25 protein-coding genes and 1 pseudogene are annotated in these 13,445 nt (G+C 72.4%); 4 read left to right on the top strand and 22 right to left on the bottom strand.

Annotated elements, in window-relative coordinates; all coding sequences use genetic code 11:
• Positions 1–4 precede the first annotated feature (4 nt).
• From D7231_RS36640 to D7231_RS38590, 21 genes and pseudogenes are all read right to left on the bottom strand, one after another.
• Positions 5–178 carry a hypothetical protein gene (locus D7231_RS36640; protein WP_158673853.1) on the bottom strand — a complete coding sequence of 58 codons (174 nt, stop codon included), beginning with the start codon at positions 176–178 and terminating at the stop codon, positions 5–7.
• A complete protein-coding gene (locus tag D7231_RS32010) occupies positions 175–1,005 on the bottom strand; it encodes a hypothetical protein (RefSeq protein ID WP_120759388.1) in 831 nt (276 codons plus the stop codon). Before D7231_RS32010 ends, D7231_RS36640 begins: the two co-directional genes overlap by 4 nt.
• Positions 1,002–1,352, bottom strand: a complete 351-nt coding sequence (locus tag D7231_RS32015) for a hypothetical protein (RefSeq protein WP_120759390.1) — start codon at positions 1,350–1,352, stop codon at positions 1,002–1,004. Before D7231_RS32015 ends, D7231_RS32010 begins: the two co-directional genes overlap by 4 nt.
• Positions 1,349–2,617, bottom strand: coding sequence for a DUF5131 family protein (locus D7231_RS32020; protein WP_120759392.1), 1,269 nt, complete (start codon positions 2,615–2,617; stop codon positions 1,349–1,351). The genes D7231_RS32015 and D7231_RS32020 overlap by 4 nt, the downstream gene beginning before the upstream one ends.
• 72 nt (positions 2,618–2,689) lie before the next feature.
• Positions 2,690–2,836, bottom strand: a complete 147-nt coding sequence (locus D7231_RS36645) for a hypothetical protein (RefSeq protein ID WP_158673854.1) — start codon at positions 2,834–2,836, stop codon at positions 2,690–2,692.
• The gene (locus D7231_RS32025) at positions 2,833–3,072 is read right to left on the bottom strand and encodes a hypothetical protein (protein WP_120759394.1); all 240 of its coding nucleotides are present in this window, start codon (positions 3,070–3,072) and stop codon (positions 2,833–2,835) included. The genes D7231_RS36645 and D7231_RS32025 overlap by 4 nt, the downstream gene beginning before the upstream one ends.
• 90 nt (positions 3,073–3,162) lie before the next feature.
• Positions 3,163–3,498, bottom strand: coding sequence for a hypothetical protein (locus D7231_RS32030; RefSeq protein WP_120759397.1), 336 nt, complete (start codon positions 3,496–3,498; stop codon positions 3,163–3,165).
• A gap of 91 nt (positions 3,499–3,589) precedes the next feature.
• Positions 3,590–3,751: a hypothetical protein gene (locus D7231_RS36650; protein WP_158673855.1), complete on the bottom strand. Its 162-nt coding sequence runs from the start codon at positions 3,749–3,751 to the stop codon at positions 3,590–3,592.
• Positions 3,751–4,362 carry a 3'-5' exonuclease gene (locus tag D7231_RS32035; RefSeq protein ID WP_120759399.1) on the bottom strand — a complete coding sequence of 204 codons (612 nt, stop codon included), beginning with the start codon at positions 4,360–4,362 and terminating at the stop codon, positions 3,751–3,753. The genes D7231_RS36650 and D7231_RS32035 overlap by 1 nt, the downstream gene beginning before the upstream one ends.
• Positions 4,359–5,135 (bottom strand): ERF family protein, encoded by a 777-nt coding sequence (locus D7231_RS32040; RefSeq protein WP_242000033.1) that lies wholly within the window; start codon positions 5,133–5,135, stop codon positions 4,359–4,361. Before D7231_RS32040 ends, D7231_RS32035 begins: the two co-directional genes overlap by 4 nt.
• Entirely contained in the window at positions 5,132–6,166 is a 1,035-nt protein-coding gene (locus D7231_RS32045) for a YqaJ viral recombinase family nuclease (protein ID WP_120759401.1), read from the bottom strand. Before D7231_RS32045 ends, D7231_RS32040 begins: the two co-directional genes overlap by 4 nt.
• A complete protein-coding gene (locus D7231_RS32050) occupies positions 6,163–6,489 on the bottom strand; it encodes a hypothetical protein (RefSeq protein WP_120759404.1) in 327 nt (108 codons plus the stop codon). Before D7231_RS32050 ends, D7231_RS32045 begins: the two co-directional genes overlap by 4 nt.
• Complete coding sequence (locus D7231_RS32055; protein ID WP_120759406.1) at positions 6,486–7,259, bottom strand: class I SAM-dependent methyltransferase; 774 nt, start codon at positions 7,257–7,259, stop codon at positions 6,486–6,488. The genes D7231_RS32050 and D7231_RS32055 overlap by 4 nt, the downstream gene beginning before the upstream one ends.
• Positions 7,256–7,498 carry a hypothetical protein gene (locus tag D7231_RS32060; protein ID WP_120759409.1) on the bottom strand — a complete coding sequence of 81 codons (243 nt, stop codon included), beginning with the start codon at positions 7,496–7,498 and terminating at the stop codon, positions 7,256–7,258. Before D7231_RS32060 ends, D7231_RS32055 begins: the two co-directional genes overlap by 4 nt.
• A complete protein-coding gene (locus tag D7231_RS32065; protein WP_120759411.1) occupies positions 7,495–7,836 on the bottom strand; it encodes a hypothetical protein in 342 nt (113 codons plus the stop codon). Before D7231_RS32065 ends, D7231_RS32060 begins: the two co-directional genes overlap by 4 nt.
• Positions 7,833–8,171 carry a hypothetical protein gene (locus D7231_RS32070; RefSeq protein ID WP_120759413.1) on the bottom strand — a complete coding sequence of 113 codons (339 nt, stop codon included), beginning with the start codon at positions 8,169–8,171 and terminating at the stop codon, positions 7,833–7,835. Before D7231_RS32070 ends, D7231_RS32065 begins: the two co-directional genes overlap by 4 nt.
• Positions 8,168–8,443 carry a hypothetical protein gene (locus tag D7231_RS32075; protein ID WP_120759416.1) on the bottom strand — a complete coding sequence of 92 codons (276 nt, stop codon included), beginning with the start codon at positions 8,441–8,443 and terminating at the stop codon, positions 8,168–8,170. Before D7231_RS32075 ends, D7231_RS32070 begins: the two co-directional genes overlap by 4 nt.
• The gene (locus D7231_RS32080) at positions 8,440–8,706 is read right to left on the bottom strand and encodes a hypothetical protein (protein ID WP_120759418.1); all 267 of its coding nucleotides are present in this window, start codon (positions 8,704–8,706) and stop codon (positions 8,440–8,442) included. Before D7231_RS32080 ends, D7231_RS32075 begins: the two co-directional genes overlap by 4 nt.
• Complete coding sequence (locus tag D7231_RS32085) at positions 8,703–9,077, bottom strand: hypothetical protein (RefSeq protein WP_120759420.1); 375 nt, start codon at positions 9,075–9,077, stop codon at positions 8,703–8,705. Before D7231_RS32085 ends, D7231_RS32080 begins: the two co-directional genes overlap by 4 nt.
• Before the next feature lie 81 nt (positions 9,078–9,158).
• Positions 9,159–9,464, bottom strand: coding sequence for a hypothetical protein (locus tag D7231_RS37885; protein WP_242000034.1), 306 nt, complete (start codon positions 9,462–9,464; stop codon positions 9,159–9,161).
• Positions 9,465–9,498: 34 nt separating this feature from the next.
• Positions 9,499–9,666, bottom strand: a pseudogene (locus D7231_RS38590) (helix-turn-helix domain-containing protein); the annotation flags it as partial.
• Between the two features lie 201 nt (positions 9,667–9,867).
• On the opposite strand from D7231_RS38590, the gene D7231_RS32095 reads away from it, so the two are divergent.
• From D7231_RS32095 to D7231_RS32110, 4 genes are all read left to right on the top strand, one after another.
• The gene (locus tag D7231_RS32095; RefSeq protein WP_158673856.1) at positions 9,868–10,398 is read left to right on the top strand and encodes a helix-turn-helix domain-containing protein; all 531 of its coding nucleotides are present in this window, start codon (positions 9,868–9,870) and stop codon (positions 10,396–10,398) included.
• Between the two features lie 195 nt (positions 10,399–10,593).
• Entirely contained in the window at positions 10,594–10,731 is a 138-nt protein-coding gene (locus tag D7231_RS36655; RefSeq protein WP_158673857.1) for a hypothetical protein, read from the top strand.
• Between the two features lie 91 nt (positions 10,732–10,822).
• Entirely contained in the window at positions 10,823–12,157 is a 1,335-nt protein-coding gene (locus D7231_RS32105; RefSeq protein WP_120759429.1) for a tyrosine-type recombinase/integrase, read from the top strand.
• 490 nt (positions 12,158–12,647) lie between these two features.
• A complete protein-coding gene (locus tag D7231_RS32110; RefSeq protein WP_158673858.1) occupies positions 12,648–12,917 on the top strand; it encodes a helix-turn-helix domain-containing protein in 270 nt (89 codons plus the stop codon).
• 3 nt (positions 12,918–12,920) lie between these two features.
• Here D7231_RS32110 and D7231_RS32115 read toward each other — a convergent pair whose 3' ends face one another.
• On the bottom strand, positions 12,921–13,163 hold the full coding sequence (locus tag D7231_RS32115) for a hypothetical protein (RefSeq protein ID WP_120759434.1): 243 nt from the start codon (positions 13,161–13,163) through the stop codon (positions 12,921–12,923).
• Between the last annotated feature and the right edge of the window lie 282 nt (positions 13,164–13,445).

Raw genomic sequence — 13,445 nt, forward strand, 5'->3', positions numbered from 1 at the left:
CGTCTCACTGCGGGGTGTCGGTGGGCCGGATGGGGTCGGAGTGGGGTGGTGGCGCGCGGCCGGCGAGGAGGGCGGGCTGGTGGCGGTCGCAGCGCCAGCCGCAGGGGTAGAAGCGGGCGGGGGCGCCGCAGGGGGTGCGGCCGTGGTTGCAGCGCCCGCCGCGGCGCGGGCCGCTCACGCCGCTTCCTTCTGCCGCCGTGCTGCGGCTCGCTGGATGCTGTGGTCGATGTACGACTTGGTGACGCCGAGCCGTTCCGCGGCCTGGTGGCGGGTGTAGCCGTGGCGCTCCAGCCACAGAGCGTCCTCGGTGATGACCTCCGCCCGGGAGACGCTCACCTCGGGCTCGGTCTCCGGGGCGGCCGGGTCGTCGATGCCGCCCCAGTCCTCCCAGAACGTGGGGTCGGGCCAGCCGTGGGCGCGGGCCCATTTGCGGGTGCGATCCGTGACCCACTGCCGGACGCCGTGCTGTTCAGGCGCCTGGTGGGCGAGCTGGTCGTAGGTGTCGGCGATGGCGTGGGCGGTCGCGGCGTAGACGTGGGTGCCGTGGACCGCGTCGCGGGCGGTCTTGTGGGCCATGCCGGCGCGCTGGGCTACCTGGATGAGGGGCCAGCCGGTGGCGGCGAGGGCCTGGAGCCGGCGGCGGGTTCCGGTCGCGTCGAGGCGGGTCGCGCCGGGCTGTCCGGCGTCCTCGATGCGGGCGCCGAGGATGGCGCGGGCGCTGGCGGGGTGCAGGGTGTTGATGGTGCCCGCGAGGATGGACTGGATGACGCCTTCGCTGATGCCTCCGGCGGCGAGGGCGATCTGCCGCTGGCTGTAGCCCTGCTGGTACCAGGCTTGGACGCGGTCGTGGGCGGGCCGGAGATCGACGCGGACGGGCCCCTGCTCGACGACGCGCAGCGCGTACCGTTTGCAGTAGCGGCGGTGGGCGTCGCGGCATTCGGGCCGCTGGCATCCGCGGAGGTAGCAGCGGCGTTCGCCGTGCTGCACGGGGGTCGTGGTGGTCACGCGGCGGCCCTCCCCTCGGCTGCGCGGCGGGCGGCGTTCTGGGCGGTTCGGGTGCCGCGCCAGGCGCGGACTCCGGAGCCGTCTCGGGTGGCGCCCCATCCGTCGTGGCGGATGAGGCCGTCGCGGCGGAACTGGCCCATGGCGTCGCCCCACTGGTGTGCGGGGTCGGGCGGGTCGGGGAGGTTGTATTCGGTCTTGATCTGCCAGGACATGAAGCGGCGGCCGGTGGCGGCGACTTCCTCGAAGGCGGGGCGGATTTCGTCGAGCCACTGCTCGTAGTCGTCGCGCTGGGGGCGGGCGCCGGGGATGTCGGGCAGGCCGGTCAGGGCGGGCTGTATCGCGCTCACCGTGCACCTCCGGCGGTCTCGGCGGCGGGGTACTGGTCCCAGGTGCGGCCGTCGAGGTCGCGTCCGGCGCGGCCCTTGCCGACGCGCTGCATGAGGTGGCGGTGTCCGAGGTCGTCGAGGGGGTCGCCGATGAGGGCGTGGGAGCGGTCGAAGTGGCCGATGCCGATGCGTCCGGTGTCGGCCCAGGCTCCCCATTGCTTGAAGAAGAACGGCACGGCGGCGTCGGTGCACTGGTCGCGGAGGGAGCGGACCCACTGGGGGGACATGGGGCGGGCGCCGGGGCCGGACTCGCCGCCGACGATGACCCAGCGAAGCGGCTGCTGAAGACGCCGGTCCCGCCGGGGGTGGAATGAGGTGTAGGCGAAGGTCCCGTCCTCCCGCACGAGCCGCGCGATGTTGTTCCAGGCGTGGACGAACCGGCCCGTGGTCATCGGGGCGTCGGACCCGAACCCGTCCCGCAGCCGCACGACGGAGCCGAACGCGGGCGCGCCCTGCTCGTGCATGCTGCGGATCCAGTCGGCCGGGGTGCGGTGGCTGGCCGGCCCCCAGAAGCTCTCGATCTCTTCGCGGACTTGCTGGGGAACCCAGTCGGGCCAGGTCCACTCGGCCCACGTGCGGGGCGCCTGGGCCAGCGGTAGGGGTGAGACCGGGGGCATCCACGCGGTCAGGTCGACGGGCCCGAGGAGCGGCTCGCAGGAGAGGAACCGGACGGCGGCGGGGGTGTCGAGGAGCGCGGGGATGCGCAGGTCGGCGCGGGCCTGGTCCTCCACGCTGACGCCCAACCACACGTTCGACAGCGGCCAGCCCGGCTTCGGCAGAGGCCACGACCTTTTGGTGAGCTTGGAGTCGGAGAACTCCGGGGCCGTCAGCAGTTCGTGGTCGACCTGCTTCTCGAACTCCGGGCTGTTCAGCAGCGACCGCATGCGCCCGTGCCGCTTGGTGAGCACCTGGTACGTGTGCTGCGGCGTGAGCGCCATGACCGCGAAGACGCGGGCGATGTACTCGTCGGGCACGTCCTTGTGGAACAGGTCGGACATGGAGTTGACGAACACCCGGCGCGGCTTGCGCCACTTCAGCGGAAGGGCCAGGCGTTCGGGGCGGAGGGTGACGTTGAAGCCGTTCTCGAAGTGGTGCCCCTTCACGCCGCGCCACCGCTCGGCGAAGGTCTCGGCGTAGCAGTTGTCGCAGCCGGGGCTGACCTTGGTGCAGCCGGTCACGGCGTTCCACGTCGCGTCCGTCCACTCGATCTTTGAGGTGGTGCTCACGGGTGTGGTCTCCTAAGGGTGTGCCGTGGGCGCCCCGCCTGTTAGCGGCGGGCGGGGCGGCCCGGGGCGTGGTCAGCGGCGGTAGGTGCGGCGGATGTGTTCGCGGAACGCGGCGTCGCCTTCGTCGCGGCGGCGCCCGGACCAGCCGGCGAAGAGGCAGATCAGGGCGACGAGCGCGAGCCAGACGACGGCGGCGATGGCGAGGTCGGCGGCGGTCACGCGGCGGCGCCTTCGGCGATGGCGCGCAGCCGGTCCAGTTCGCCGCGCCGGAGCAGCGCGATGGCGGCGCCGTAGGCGGGGAACGCGTCGGCGAGGCGCGCGGCGTTCGCGTCGTCGGCGGACGTCCACGCGGCGAGGAGCTTCGTGGTGAACGACCCGGCGGGGTAGCCGCCGTGCCCCTCGTGGAACAGGACGTGCGCGGCGACCTCGGACGGAATGGTGACGGACTGGCTCATGGGTGTTGGTCCTCTCGGGAGCGGCGGGTGGGTGGTTGGGGGTTCCGCCGCCCGGCCTGTGTCATCCGGGCGGCGGAACCGTGGGGCGGATCAGTCGTTGGGGTAGATGCCGTTCGCGGCGTAGACCAGGCGTCCCAGCTCCTTCATGCCGTCCTGGCCGAGCGCGGCCCGCACGTCAGGCGCGGGCGCGGACCAGTCGGCCAGCGGCGCGATCGCGGCGGCCACAGCGAGGGCGTCGTCCTCGGTGCGGGCGGAGGCGATCGCGGCGCCCCCGTGGTGGCCGACCGTCCAGCGGTAGGGGCTTGCGGGGCTGACCCAGTCGGGGATCTGGTAGACGCGCAGGCCAGGGGCGGGCTCGGTCGCCTGGACCCGCGGCGATACGGCGCTGTCGGCGGTGAGGGTGATGGAGTGCGTCAGGGTGGTCATGTCGTCCTCTCGGGGCGGTAGTTGTCGATCGGGGCTGCGGGGTCGGGGTCCCGCCGCGGCGCAGCGCGGTGGGCAGGGCGGCACCCCGGGATCAGGGGCCGTCGGTGACGGCGTGGCGGCGCAGCACAGCAGCCAGGTCGCCGCGTTCCGGCGGGGGCACGGGGCCCGTCTCCGCCCCAGCCATGCAGGCGCCCAGCACCACCAACACCACGCCCACCGCGGCGACCGCGGCCAGGCACAGCCACCCCGCCATCACCGCGCACCGCCCGTCACCGCGTCGTAGACGTCCCGGGCCCAGCGGGCGTCACCCAGCGCGGTGTGCGCCACGTCCTCGCCCGGCGGCTCCACGCCCACCGCGCGGGACAACTCCCGGGAGGAGAACGGCACCCGCGGGGGCGCCTCGCCGACTTGCCGCGTCGCGTAGACGTGGCCGGCGGCCAGCGTGGCGATGTCCACCGGCCGGTAGTGCCACGGCGCGTTGTCCGGCTCCGCGCCGAGCGTCACCGCCAGGAACGCCACGTCGAAACCGGGGTTGGAGCCGACGACGACCGCGCCGCGCAGCGCCGCGTCCAGCTCGCCCTCCAGCTCCCCGTCGCGGAGCCAGCGGCACCCGGGCAGCCCGCCCAGCCGGAGGGCGACGGCCGCATGATCGTCGGGGATCGCGATCCGCCGCTCCCGGTAGCGGCCGATCTTCAGCGCCCGCGGGTCGGCCAGGGACAGTTCGTCCGCGCCGAGGCGCGCCTGCCACAGGTGCTCGGTCTCGGTACCATCCGTCTCGCGGCGGATGACAGCGATCTCCCACGCCTCGTGCCGCCGCGGGTCCAGACCCGTCGTCTCGCAGTCGACGAACGCCAGGGCGGTCATGACGCACCGCCCGTGCGCTCGTTGTAGATCCGGCGGCCGAGCGACTCCAGCGTCTCCGGCTCGCCCGTCTCGTTCGAGACACGGGCGCCCATCATCCGGAGGTTGCTCAGCTCGTAGCCGATCTGCTGAAGCCTCCCCGGGCTGGTCTTCGGATCGAGAATCTCGTCGCGGTACGACTCCGCCGACCGGGCCGGAGCCTCGATACCGCGCTCGATCCGCTCGGCGTCCGGGTCGCGGTCCCCCGTCGGGATCAGGCCGCCGGTCAGCAGCAGCGTCCGCAGCGCGACGGTCTGCGCCTTGGTGGTGCTCTTGTCGGAGGTGTCGAGCGCCTCACCCGCCGACTGGAGCGTGAGCGTGTCGCCCTTGGGGCCCATGACGTGCCACGTCACGACCACGGAGCACTCACGCATCTTGCTGCCAGCCTTGGTCAGCTTCTCCCCGTACTGGGCTTCGACGCGGACCGGGAGGACGTGAACGCCGTGCTTGAGGGTGACGGGCCCGAAGTGCTGCACGACGGTGTCGGCGCCTCGGTAGGAGTAGCGGGTGCCGCGCTCGTTGTACTCCTCGCCCTTGCCGATGGCGCGGACTTCGCGGCGGACGCGGAGCCACGCGATGTGGACCGGGACCATGTCGGGGTCGTCGTCGCCGGGCTCGTAGTCGGCCATCGGGTCGGCCGCAGGGATGGTGAGGGGGGATTCGTCGGGCCCGTCGGCGGGCGCGGGCGTGCCGTCGCGCCCCGCCGCGGTGGCGGCCCGTTCTGCCAGAGTCGTCATGCGGCGTACCTCTTCCGGATCGCGGTGGGGATGTTCAGGCGGCGGTGGGTGCGGTCCTCAACGCACGCGGCGTAGGCGTCGGGGAACTCGGCCCGCAGCCGGGAGACATCGACGTGCTCGCGGGAGGCGGGCTCGTAGGTGTAGGCGATGCGGTCGCCGTCGAGGGCCTGCTCGGCGTTACCGAGGCGGGCGACCAGCCGCGCCTTCGCCGCGGTCTTCCGCTTCCTCGCGTCGGTCTCGTCGTCGGCGGCCTGCACGTACTCGGTGAGGTCGTCGTGGGCCTGCTCCTCGCGGGCGATCTGGACGAACCCCCCGTCGCGGTGCGGGTGGAGCTGCTCGTACAGGGCGAGGAGGACGTCGGGGTCGGCGTCTCCGGCGAGGGCCGGCGGGGTGCGCTGGGTGATCTGCTGCCAGGCGTTCGCGCCGGCGGTGCGCAGGTCGGCGATGAGCTGCTGGTGGTCGCCGGTTCGGACGACGAACTGCCGGTAGTCGTTGCCGCCGATCAGCACCGCGACGTGGATGTGGTCGTAGCCGCAGACGTCGGCTTGCCACAGCGTCTGCGCGAGGATGTCGTCCGGGCAGCCGGTGCGCCACGTGGGCGCCTTCATCTTGTCGCGGCACTTGATCTCGACCGCGCACCGTTCGCCGCCGTCGGCGAGGGGGCACTCCAGCACCCGGCGGTCGAGGGTGCACATCTGCCACGGCCGGTCGATGTTGGCGACGAGGCCGACGCGGCGGACGACGGAGCGGTTTCGGCGGGCCCATTCGCGGGCGACGGTCTCTTCGTTGAGCCGTCCCCAGAGGGCGGGTTCGGAGTCGTCGCTTTCGAGGGGGAGGCCGCCGGTCTTGTCGTAGTAGACGGACAGGGCGTTGCCGAATCGGCTGATGCCGAGGATGGCGGCGATGTCGCTGGAGCCGAGGCCCTGTCTGCGGGCGTTGAGCCAGGTGTCGCGGTCGGCGTCGGCGGGGAGGATGAGTCGGCCGGTGGGGGTGACCTTCCGGCCGGTGGGGGGCTGAAGGGCGATCGTCATCGCGCACCGCCGGTGGTGGTGATGGTGCGGCCCTGGTGGGCACGCTCGGCGGCCCAGTGCCCCCGCGGGTATTCGGCGTCCGGCACGTCCACCAGCCGGGGCCCGAGGACGACCAGGCCCAGCTCCTCGGCCTCGTCGACCGTGGCGCGGCGGAACGTCCGCAGGTAGGAGTAGGGGCCGACGTCGCCGTTCCGCAGGTGCGGCACGATCAGCGCCACATAGCCGTGGGTGCGCTTGATGTAGCAGGGCCTGCCGACCGAGGCGCGGAACTCCAGCGCGCTGAGCAGCTCCCGCACGGCCGGGCGGATGTTGGCGGCGGTCATCGCGCACCGTCCTTCCGGTGGTACGCGCGCAGACGGCAGTGGATGCCCGACCACGTCACGTGCCGCTCGGCGGCGGACGTCTGCTCCCACTCGGCGGCCAGCAGGTCGTAGAACGCGTCGTCCGCCGTGCAGCCGCTGTCGCCCTCCCCGGCGTAGAGGAAGAGGTCGCCCTCGTACATCTCCAGGGCCTCCCGGGCGCACCGGGCGCCGTAGGGCGGCCACACCATCAGCAGCGCCCGGTCGGCGTGGTGCTTCACGGCGGTCGCGTCGTCCCGCCGGACCGTGGAGTAGGGCCCGGCCTTGCAGTAGGTGTTGTCGTGCGCGACCGGGTGCGGGTCGTAGGCGGCGACGCCGATCCCGGCCTGCTCCATCTGCCACGCCCAGTAGCCGGTGCCGGCGCCGATCTCCACGACCGCCCGCCCGCCGAGCTGTTCCGCGATCCACCGGATGTCGCCGGGGGTGGGGATGGACCAGGCGTAGCGGGTGGTCAGGTGGTGCCGGGACGCGCCCATGTCGCTCAGGGCGGTGGCCAGGGGGCTGGGGAACGCGTCGTGGACGGCCGTCGGCCGGAGCCCGCCGCCGGGGCCGGGCTCGGCGGGCATCCACCGCACGATGTCCCACAGCGGGTTTTCCGTGCCGTCCGGGGTGATCTGGTCCTCGGGGCCGTGGGCGATGGGCCGCAACGCGCGGCTGCTGTAGGGGTTGCGGCCCGCGCCGGGCTGCTCCCAGGCGGCCCGGAGCCCGGCGATGATGTGCTGCGGGGTGTTCATGCTGCGGTCCCCTCGTGCGGCGCGCAGGCCGCGATTCGTGCCGCCAGGCGCCTGGCTCGGCGGGCCCGCATCCGGGCGAGGATCTGGGCGTCGGTCGGGGCCTGCCAGGCGTGCCAGCCAGCGGCGGCCGTCCACCGGCGGGCGTGGGGGCGCTTGGGGATGCCGCACCAGCGGCAGCCCGACGGTTGCGCCGCCGCGTGCTCGGGCAGGGCAGCGTCCTCTTCGGGAAGGCGGTTCATGCCGCGGTCCTCTCGTGCGTTGCCGCCGCCTCGTTGAGTGCCTGCGCGATGCGCGCGGCTTGGGGCGCGGTCGTGGTCAGCTGCCCGTGCTTCTCGGCCAGCGCCTCGATGCGCTCGTCCACTTCGCGGCGGCCGTGGGCGCGCTGGGTCTCCGTCTGCGCGTCGTGCGCGATGTACTCGTCCCAGGCGCGGATCTCGTCGAGCACGTCGCCGTCGTGCGCGGTGATGTCGGCGAGGACCGTCCGCAGCCACGGCGAGACGTCGACCTCGGCGCCGAGCGTGGTAGGGGTGATGTGGATGGGGTGGGGGCCGCACGCGGCCCGGATCGGCCCGGTCACGACGTGCCGTCCTCAACACGGCGGCGGATGCTGATGCCGGTGTCGGTGCACGCGCCGTCCGCGTGGTGCTCCAGTAGCGTCAGCCACGCGTCGAACTCGCCATCAGCGACGAGGGTCGGCTCGGGCACCCACTCCAGGCGCCCCGGGGTGTCCCCCCGCTCGGACCGCAGCCAGCCCTCCGCCGCAGCTCGGGCGGCGGGTTCGCCGTTGGTGTAGCCGATGAGGTAGGTCGAGACGTTGCCCGGCTCGTACCACGCCTCCCACAGCGGGAGGTACAGCGTCAGGGCCTCGCGGAACGTCGCGTCCAGCACCCTGGCCAGCGTCATCTCGCTCACGACGCACCCCCCGGGGTCGAGCCCTCCGGCTGGTCCGGGGTGTAGGTGATGGGGTGGTCGGCGACGAGCGTGCGCAGCGCCGAGGTCATTCCCTCGACGGTGAGCAGGTCCTCGGCCAACCCCAGAATGTTTCGCACGTAGATAGCGCGGGCGCGGGCGGCGTCGTGGGCCTCACGATCGTCGGAGTGGTGGGCGGCGCGGGGCACGTCCAGCGCCTCGCAGACCGCGGCCAGCAGCTCGCGCACCTCGGGCGTCAACTGTCGCGCGCTCACGACGCACCCCCAGCGGCCTCAACGCGAACCAGCAGCCCACGGCCACCCGCGGCCAGCAACTCCGCCTCCGGGCGCAACACGTGCTCCGGCACCGGGCCCGGCGCGTACTCGGGGGCGGGCAGCCCCCGCCCCGCCTCGGACAACGCGGACAGCACCCACAGGACGCCGTCCGGCGTGCGGATGAAGTCCGCCGGCGGCACCACCACCGGCACCGGCGGCGCGGCCTGCGGCGACCCGTGCAGCGGAATCACGCGCGCGCTCACCGGGACACCGCCGCGCGCACCTCAGGCAGCACACCCTCAACGCGGGCCACCACCACCGTCGACACCCGCACCAACGTCACGGACCCGTCCGTAGCGGGCTCCGTCGTGGTGTGCAGCGTCCACGTCTGCACGTCCTCCCACTCCGGGGAGACGTGCACCTCGCCGCCGCGGACCGCGATCCACGGCTCCAGGTCGTCCGGGTCCGCGACGATGACGTGCACCACGTCCGGCGTGGTCACGATCGTCCGCGCGGGCAGCGTCGGGTGCTCGTTCAACAGCAGTTCGACCGCGCGGGCGTTCCGCTGCCGGGCGATCACCGCCTCGATCGACTCGTCGGTCACGGCCCTCGGGCCGGTAGTGTTGGGGCTCATGGCCCCCTCCTTCGTGGTTGTGAGGTGGGTCGGGTCCGCTCCGGGGTGGCCTTCGGGGCGGGCCCCTTTTTGCGTGGGGGATCAGGCGGCCAGCGGGGCGCGCGCCTCGCTGTACGGGCGGCCCTCGAAGTCAGCGATGATCTTGCGGATGTGGTCGTCCGTGAAGCGGAGCGTCTGACCCACGCGCGTGAAGTGCTGCTCGTTGATCACGCCCGTCCGGCACGCGTTGCGCAGCCAGTACGGCGTCTTGCCCAGCACCTTCGCGGCCTCCGCGAGGCCGTGCGTCCTCGGAGGCGTGCTCTGCTGCTGGGCCCGGAGCGCCGCCACCTCCTCCTCCAGCGCCGAGAGCCGCTGGTGAAGACGCTCCATCTCCTTCTTCGTGGTCACGGGGGGACTCCCTGAGTACGGCGTCGACCGGTATCTCCAGCGCCGACGCGAGACGGCTGAGGGCATCCGGACTCGCCTGACGCAACTCCGCCTCGACCCTGGACAGGTACGAGTAGTCGAGCCCCGCACGCTCAGCGAGCTGCCTCTGCGACATGCCTCTGAGCTTGCGGAAGGTCTTGAGTGCGGGTCCGTGCTGCCTCACACCCAGAGCCTACGCGTAGGAAAACGCGTAGGCAAGGCGTATCACACTGAATCTGCGCGCTTCTTGCGCGGATCAAGGCGTAGGCGGCGCGTACTCGCCGGTTCTTGACAACAGTGCGACGCGTAGAATCACCCTTAGGTGCAGGTCAGGAACACGTACCCCCCTGTACCTGTTGCCTAGCCGTCGTGCATGATGTACGGCATGACGAGGGACTGGCCCGCGCTCGCTGACGCCGTCAAGAGCCATCGACGGGCCCTGAAGCTGACCCAGCCGCAGCTCGCGGCCGAGGCCGGCGTCTCCACCTCGACCATCCAGAAATTGGAGTCGGGCCGGGGGGACGTGCTCTGGCCGAACGAGCCGCCAGCCGTGTTGGCGCGGGTCGAAGCTGTCTTCGGCTGGGAGCCGGACACCGCGCTGGCCATCCTCGAGGACGGCGCACAGGCGCCCCCGCCGGAGCCGCGCCGACGCTCCGCGCCGCGCGGACCGGTTGGCGGAGGCGCGACCGTCACCCCCGGCATGCCGCTGAGCGTGACCTCGGAGCTGGCGGGCGCTGATCGCGCCGTCGTGCAAGCGACGGTCGTGCAAGGCCCCGGAGACACGCGGTTCGCGATCGTCTGGACCGCCGGCGCGGATGCCGCCGCAGAGGAGCTGACGCCGGAGGCGCTGGAGCAGTGGACGCGCCTGAACCGCGCGGCGCTTGGGCTCCCCAGTGGCGACCAATCTGACGCTTAATCATAAAATGCGTACCTGTTTACCCTCTGAGCGCAGTATGGGAGCATCCTCTTCACCTGCGGACCTGGGGGCCGATCCAGTAGTCGCACGGAGGGGGCAGGTATGCCTGACAATCAAGACGGGGTTGTCTACGCGCTCGTACCACAGCTCCCTGGCGGTCTTGATGTCCTCGTTGACGACCGACCGGAGAGCTGCGTGATCTGGGTGAGACAGGGGATGACGCTGGAGGAGGTGATGGAACGTCTCTCGCGCGGCTGCTCCGAGCTGGTCGCCGCGCACCTGTGGACCCGCAACCCCACCCCCCGACTCTTCGCGGCGGCGCCAGCCGCGTAGCCGCCGCACAGAACGCCCCCCACACAGACAGCCCTGCACCCCCGGCGTCCGGCCGGGGCATGCAGGGCCTCTTAGCAGCAGGCGGTGACACGTGGCCTACGCCGAGAAGCGCGGCCGGTACTGGAGCGTGCGGTACAAGCTCCCCGGCGGCACCTGGTCGCGAGCCAGCCGGGACGACGGCGGCCAGCGCTTCACCTCCAAGCGGGCCGCGCTGGACTACGGCAACTCGCTGGAGACCGATGTCCGCCGCAAGACGTTCGTCAACCCCCGCGACGGTCGCGTCACGGTCGCCCAGTGGGTGGAGCAGTGGCGGAAAGTCTGGGAAATTGACCCGGCCAGCGAGGACGCCTACAGCACCCGCCTGCGGTCCGTCATCCTGCCGCACTGGGGCGACTGGGCCATCGGCGACATCACCACCAGCTCCTACCTCGCCTGGCGCAAGGACATCCGGGCCCGCTACTCCAGAAACTACGTCCAGGCCGTCGAGAGCGTCATGCGGATGCTCCTCGATGACGCCGTTGACGAGAAGCTACGCGGCGGCAACCCCATGCCCAGCGGCAAGCGCCGGCGCCGCGGCCGGTACGAAGGCGACGACCGCGAGGACGACTACGCCTTCCCCCAGGACCCCGTGCAGGCGTTGCTCGTCGCTGAGAACGCTCGCGTCGTTCGCGGTCCCGTGGGTGAGGCGTTCGTGCTCACCAAGGCGTTCACCGGGATGCGGCTGGCCGAGCTGGTCGGCCTGCGCCGCGAGTTCGTGTGGGCCGAGCCGGAGCGGGACCCGATGGACCAGTGGATCAGAGTCGAGTGGCAAGGCGCCCACGCCAGAGGTGGGTTCGCGCTGAAGCCGCCGAAGTACGGGTCGCGTAGGACGCTGATCCTGCCGCCGTTCCTAGGCGATCTACTGCGGCAGGTGCTGGACAGTCACGACAACGAGTACGTGTTCCCCTCGGCGCGAGGGAAGCCTATCCGGACGGACGATCAGTTCTACGGGTACTTCTGGCACCCGATCGTCGACGGCCACCCCGAACTGCCGCAGGTGCGCGGCCGGCGCTTCCGGCCCGAACTGCCTGCTGTCCCTGGCGTGGCCGGGATGGTGCCGCACGGGTTGCGTCACGGTCAGCGGGTGTGGCTGGAGGAGGACGACATCCCGCCGTCGGCGATCGATGAGAGGATGGGGCACACAGTCCGTGGTTCAGGCGGGCGTCGCCGTGAGGGCGACAGCCAGGCCCCGGGGACCTACCGGCACGTGACGCCGGCCATGCGGAAGCGCATCGCGAGGGCGTTGCAGCGGCGCTGGGAGAAGGCACTCCGCGATCGCCAGAAAACTCCTCCCATGATCATCTCCCAAAGATCTCCCAACGGGGCCGAAAACACGGTCGGGACGCCCGGTCCGCAGAGCGGCCGGACGCCCCAACCTGCATCTTGACCTGCGCGTTCCCGGGTCACGGGGAGTCGCGTCGGGTCACGCCTTCTTGGTCTCCCAGAAGATCTTGTCGATCTGGGCGACATCCTTGGGTGAGGTGGGGCGATGCCCTGCGGAGCGTTGCCGTGCTGGTCAGGCACGGCGCGCATCGTCGCGCATCGGAGCGCATGCGTAGCGATCCGATCGCATCTGCGTCATGATCATCTCCCATTCGTCTCCCACTTCTCCCTGTCGTGACCTGGGGAAACACCGCGACCCCCTCCGCCCGCGTGGGGGAGGGGGTCGCTCGGCGCCGGAGCCCGGGGGCCGTTCCTGCGGCTCCGGCCCGTCTGTGAATATGTCGAACGCATATTCGATTGTTGCGAGCATGTTAACGACGGCGCTGACAGCTGGTCTACCCGGGTCGACGCCCGGGTACCCGCCCATCCGGTGATCCAAAACTGCTACACCGGATGATGCAGACATTCCGGGGCGCGCGCCACAGCGTGGCGGAGTGCCCCAAGATCCACTCTGGGACCTGCCCGGCTGGCTCCGCGACTGGCGCCTCGACCTCGGCCGCCGCATCAGAGAGGAACGCCTCCACGCGAACCTCAGCCAAGAAGCTCTCGGCCACCGACTCGACGTCGACCGCAACACCGTGGCGCGCTGGGAGCTGGCCATCACCTCCCCGCCGCTCGGCCGCCTGTTCGGCATCGCGCACGAGCTGGGCATCCCGCCGGCCCGCCTGATGCCCGGCGGGCCCCGGCCGCCCGGCGACGAGTAGCGGTCACCCGGGCCTGGGACGCCTGGGCGTCCGGGCGCGGGCGGGCACGCGGCGCCGGGCGGCCCACAGGATCGTGGAGGCGCGCATCGTGAAGGACTCGCCAGAGGCGAACTCCAGACGCCGACCGCCGTGGGGCAGCGCGACCATGTCCTGTACGAGCAGCGCCTGACCCCCGATGACGATCTGGTCGCCGAGGCGGATGCTGCCCGGGTCGACCATCACCTGGTCCATGACGGCGCCGTCCACGGCGTCTCCTTCGGGTGGGGCGGGTGCCTGCCCCCGCTCCAGGGGGCGCCGGGCGGGGGCAGGCGGTGGAACCCTCCGCGCGGGACGGGGTACACCCGCGCGGAGGGGGCTTTCAGGCCGCGCGCGGCGCGGCGTGGCCGGACCGGGGAAGCGTCCCGGGCCAGTGGCCCGCCGGTGTGCGCTTCGGCAGGTGGGGTGGGGACTGCCCGCCCTGATCCGCGAAGGCACCGGTCTACGGCGCCCCTGCGCGGGGCCGGTGCGGACCGGCGCCTGCCCTGTCCT

The organism is Streptomyces klenkii, from assembly GCF_003626645.1.
GTDB lineage: Bacteria > Actinomycetota > Actinomycetes > Streptomycetales > Streptomycetaceae > Streptomyces > Streptomyces klenkii.

What these genes read in the sequence shown, in the direction of transcription:
- D7231_RS32085 (WP_120759420.1), bottom strand. Translation starts at nt 9,077, where the DNA reads ATGAGCCCCAACACTACCGGCCCGAGGGCCGTGACCGACGAGTCGATC.
- D7231_RS32030 (WP_120759397.1), bottom strand. Translation starts at nt 3,498, where the DNA reads ATGACCACCCTGACGCACTCCATCACCCTCACCGCCGACAGCGCCGTA.
- D7231_RS32040 (WP_242000033.1), bottom strand. Translation starts at nt 5,135, where the DNA reads ATGACGACTCTGGCAGAACGGGCCGCCACCGCGGCGGGGCGCGACGGC.
- D7231_RS32055 (WP_120759406.1), bottom strand. Translation starts at nt 7,259, where the DNA reads ATGAACACCCCGCAGCACATCATCGCCGGGCTCCGGGCCGCCTGGGAG.
- D7231_RS32050 (WP_120759404.1), bottom strand. Translation starts at nt 6,489, where the DNA reads ATGACCGCCGCCAACATCCGCCCGGCCGTGCGGGAGCTGCTCAGCGCG.
- D7231_RS32095 (WP_158673856.1), top strand. Translation starts at nt 9,868, where the DNA reads ATGACGAGGGACTGGCCCGCGCTCGCTGACGCCGTCAAGAGCCATCGA.
- D7231_RS32035 (WP_120759399.1), bottom strand. Translation starts at nt 4,362, where the DNA reads ATGACCGCCCTGGCGTTCGTCGACTGCGAGACGACGGGTCTGGACCCG.
- D7231_RS36650 (WP_158673855.1), bottom strand. Translation starts at nt 3,751, where the DNA reads ATGGCGGGGTGGCTGTGCCTGGCCGCGGTCGCCGCGGTGGGCGTGGTG.
- D7231_RS32060 (WP_120759409.1), bottom strand. Translation starts at nt 7,498, where the DNA reads ATGAACCGCCTTCCCGAAGAGGACGCTGCCCTGCCCGAGCACGCGGCG.
- D7231_RS32045 (WP_120759401.1), bottom strand. Translation starts at nt 6,166, where the DNA reads ATGACGATCGCCCTTCAGCCCCCCACCGGCCGGAAGGTCACCCCCACC.
- D7231_RS32025 (WP_120759394.1), bottom strand. Translation starts at nt 3,072, where the DNA reads ATGAGCCAGTCCGTCACCATTCCGTCCGAGGTCGCCGCGCACGTCCTG.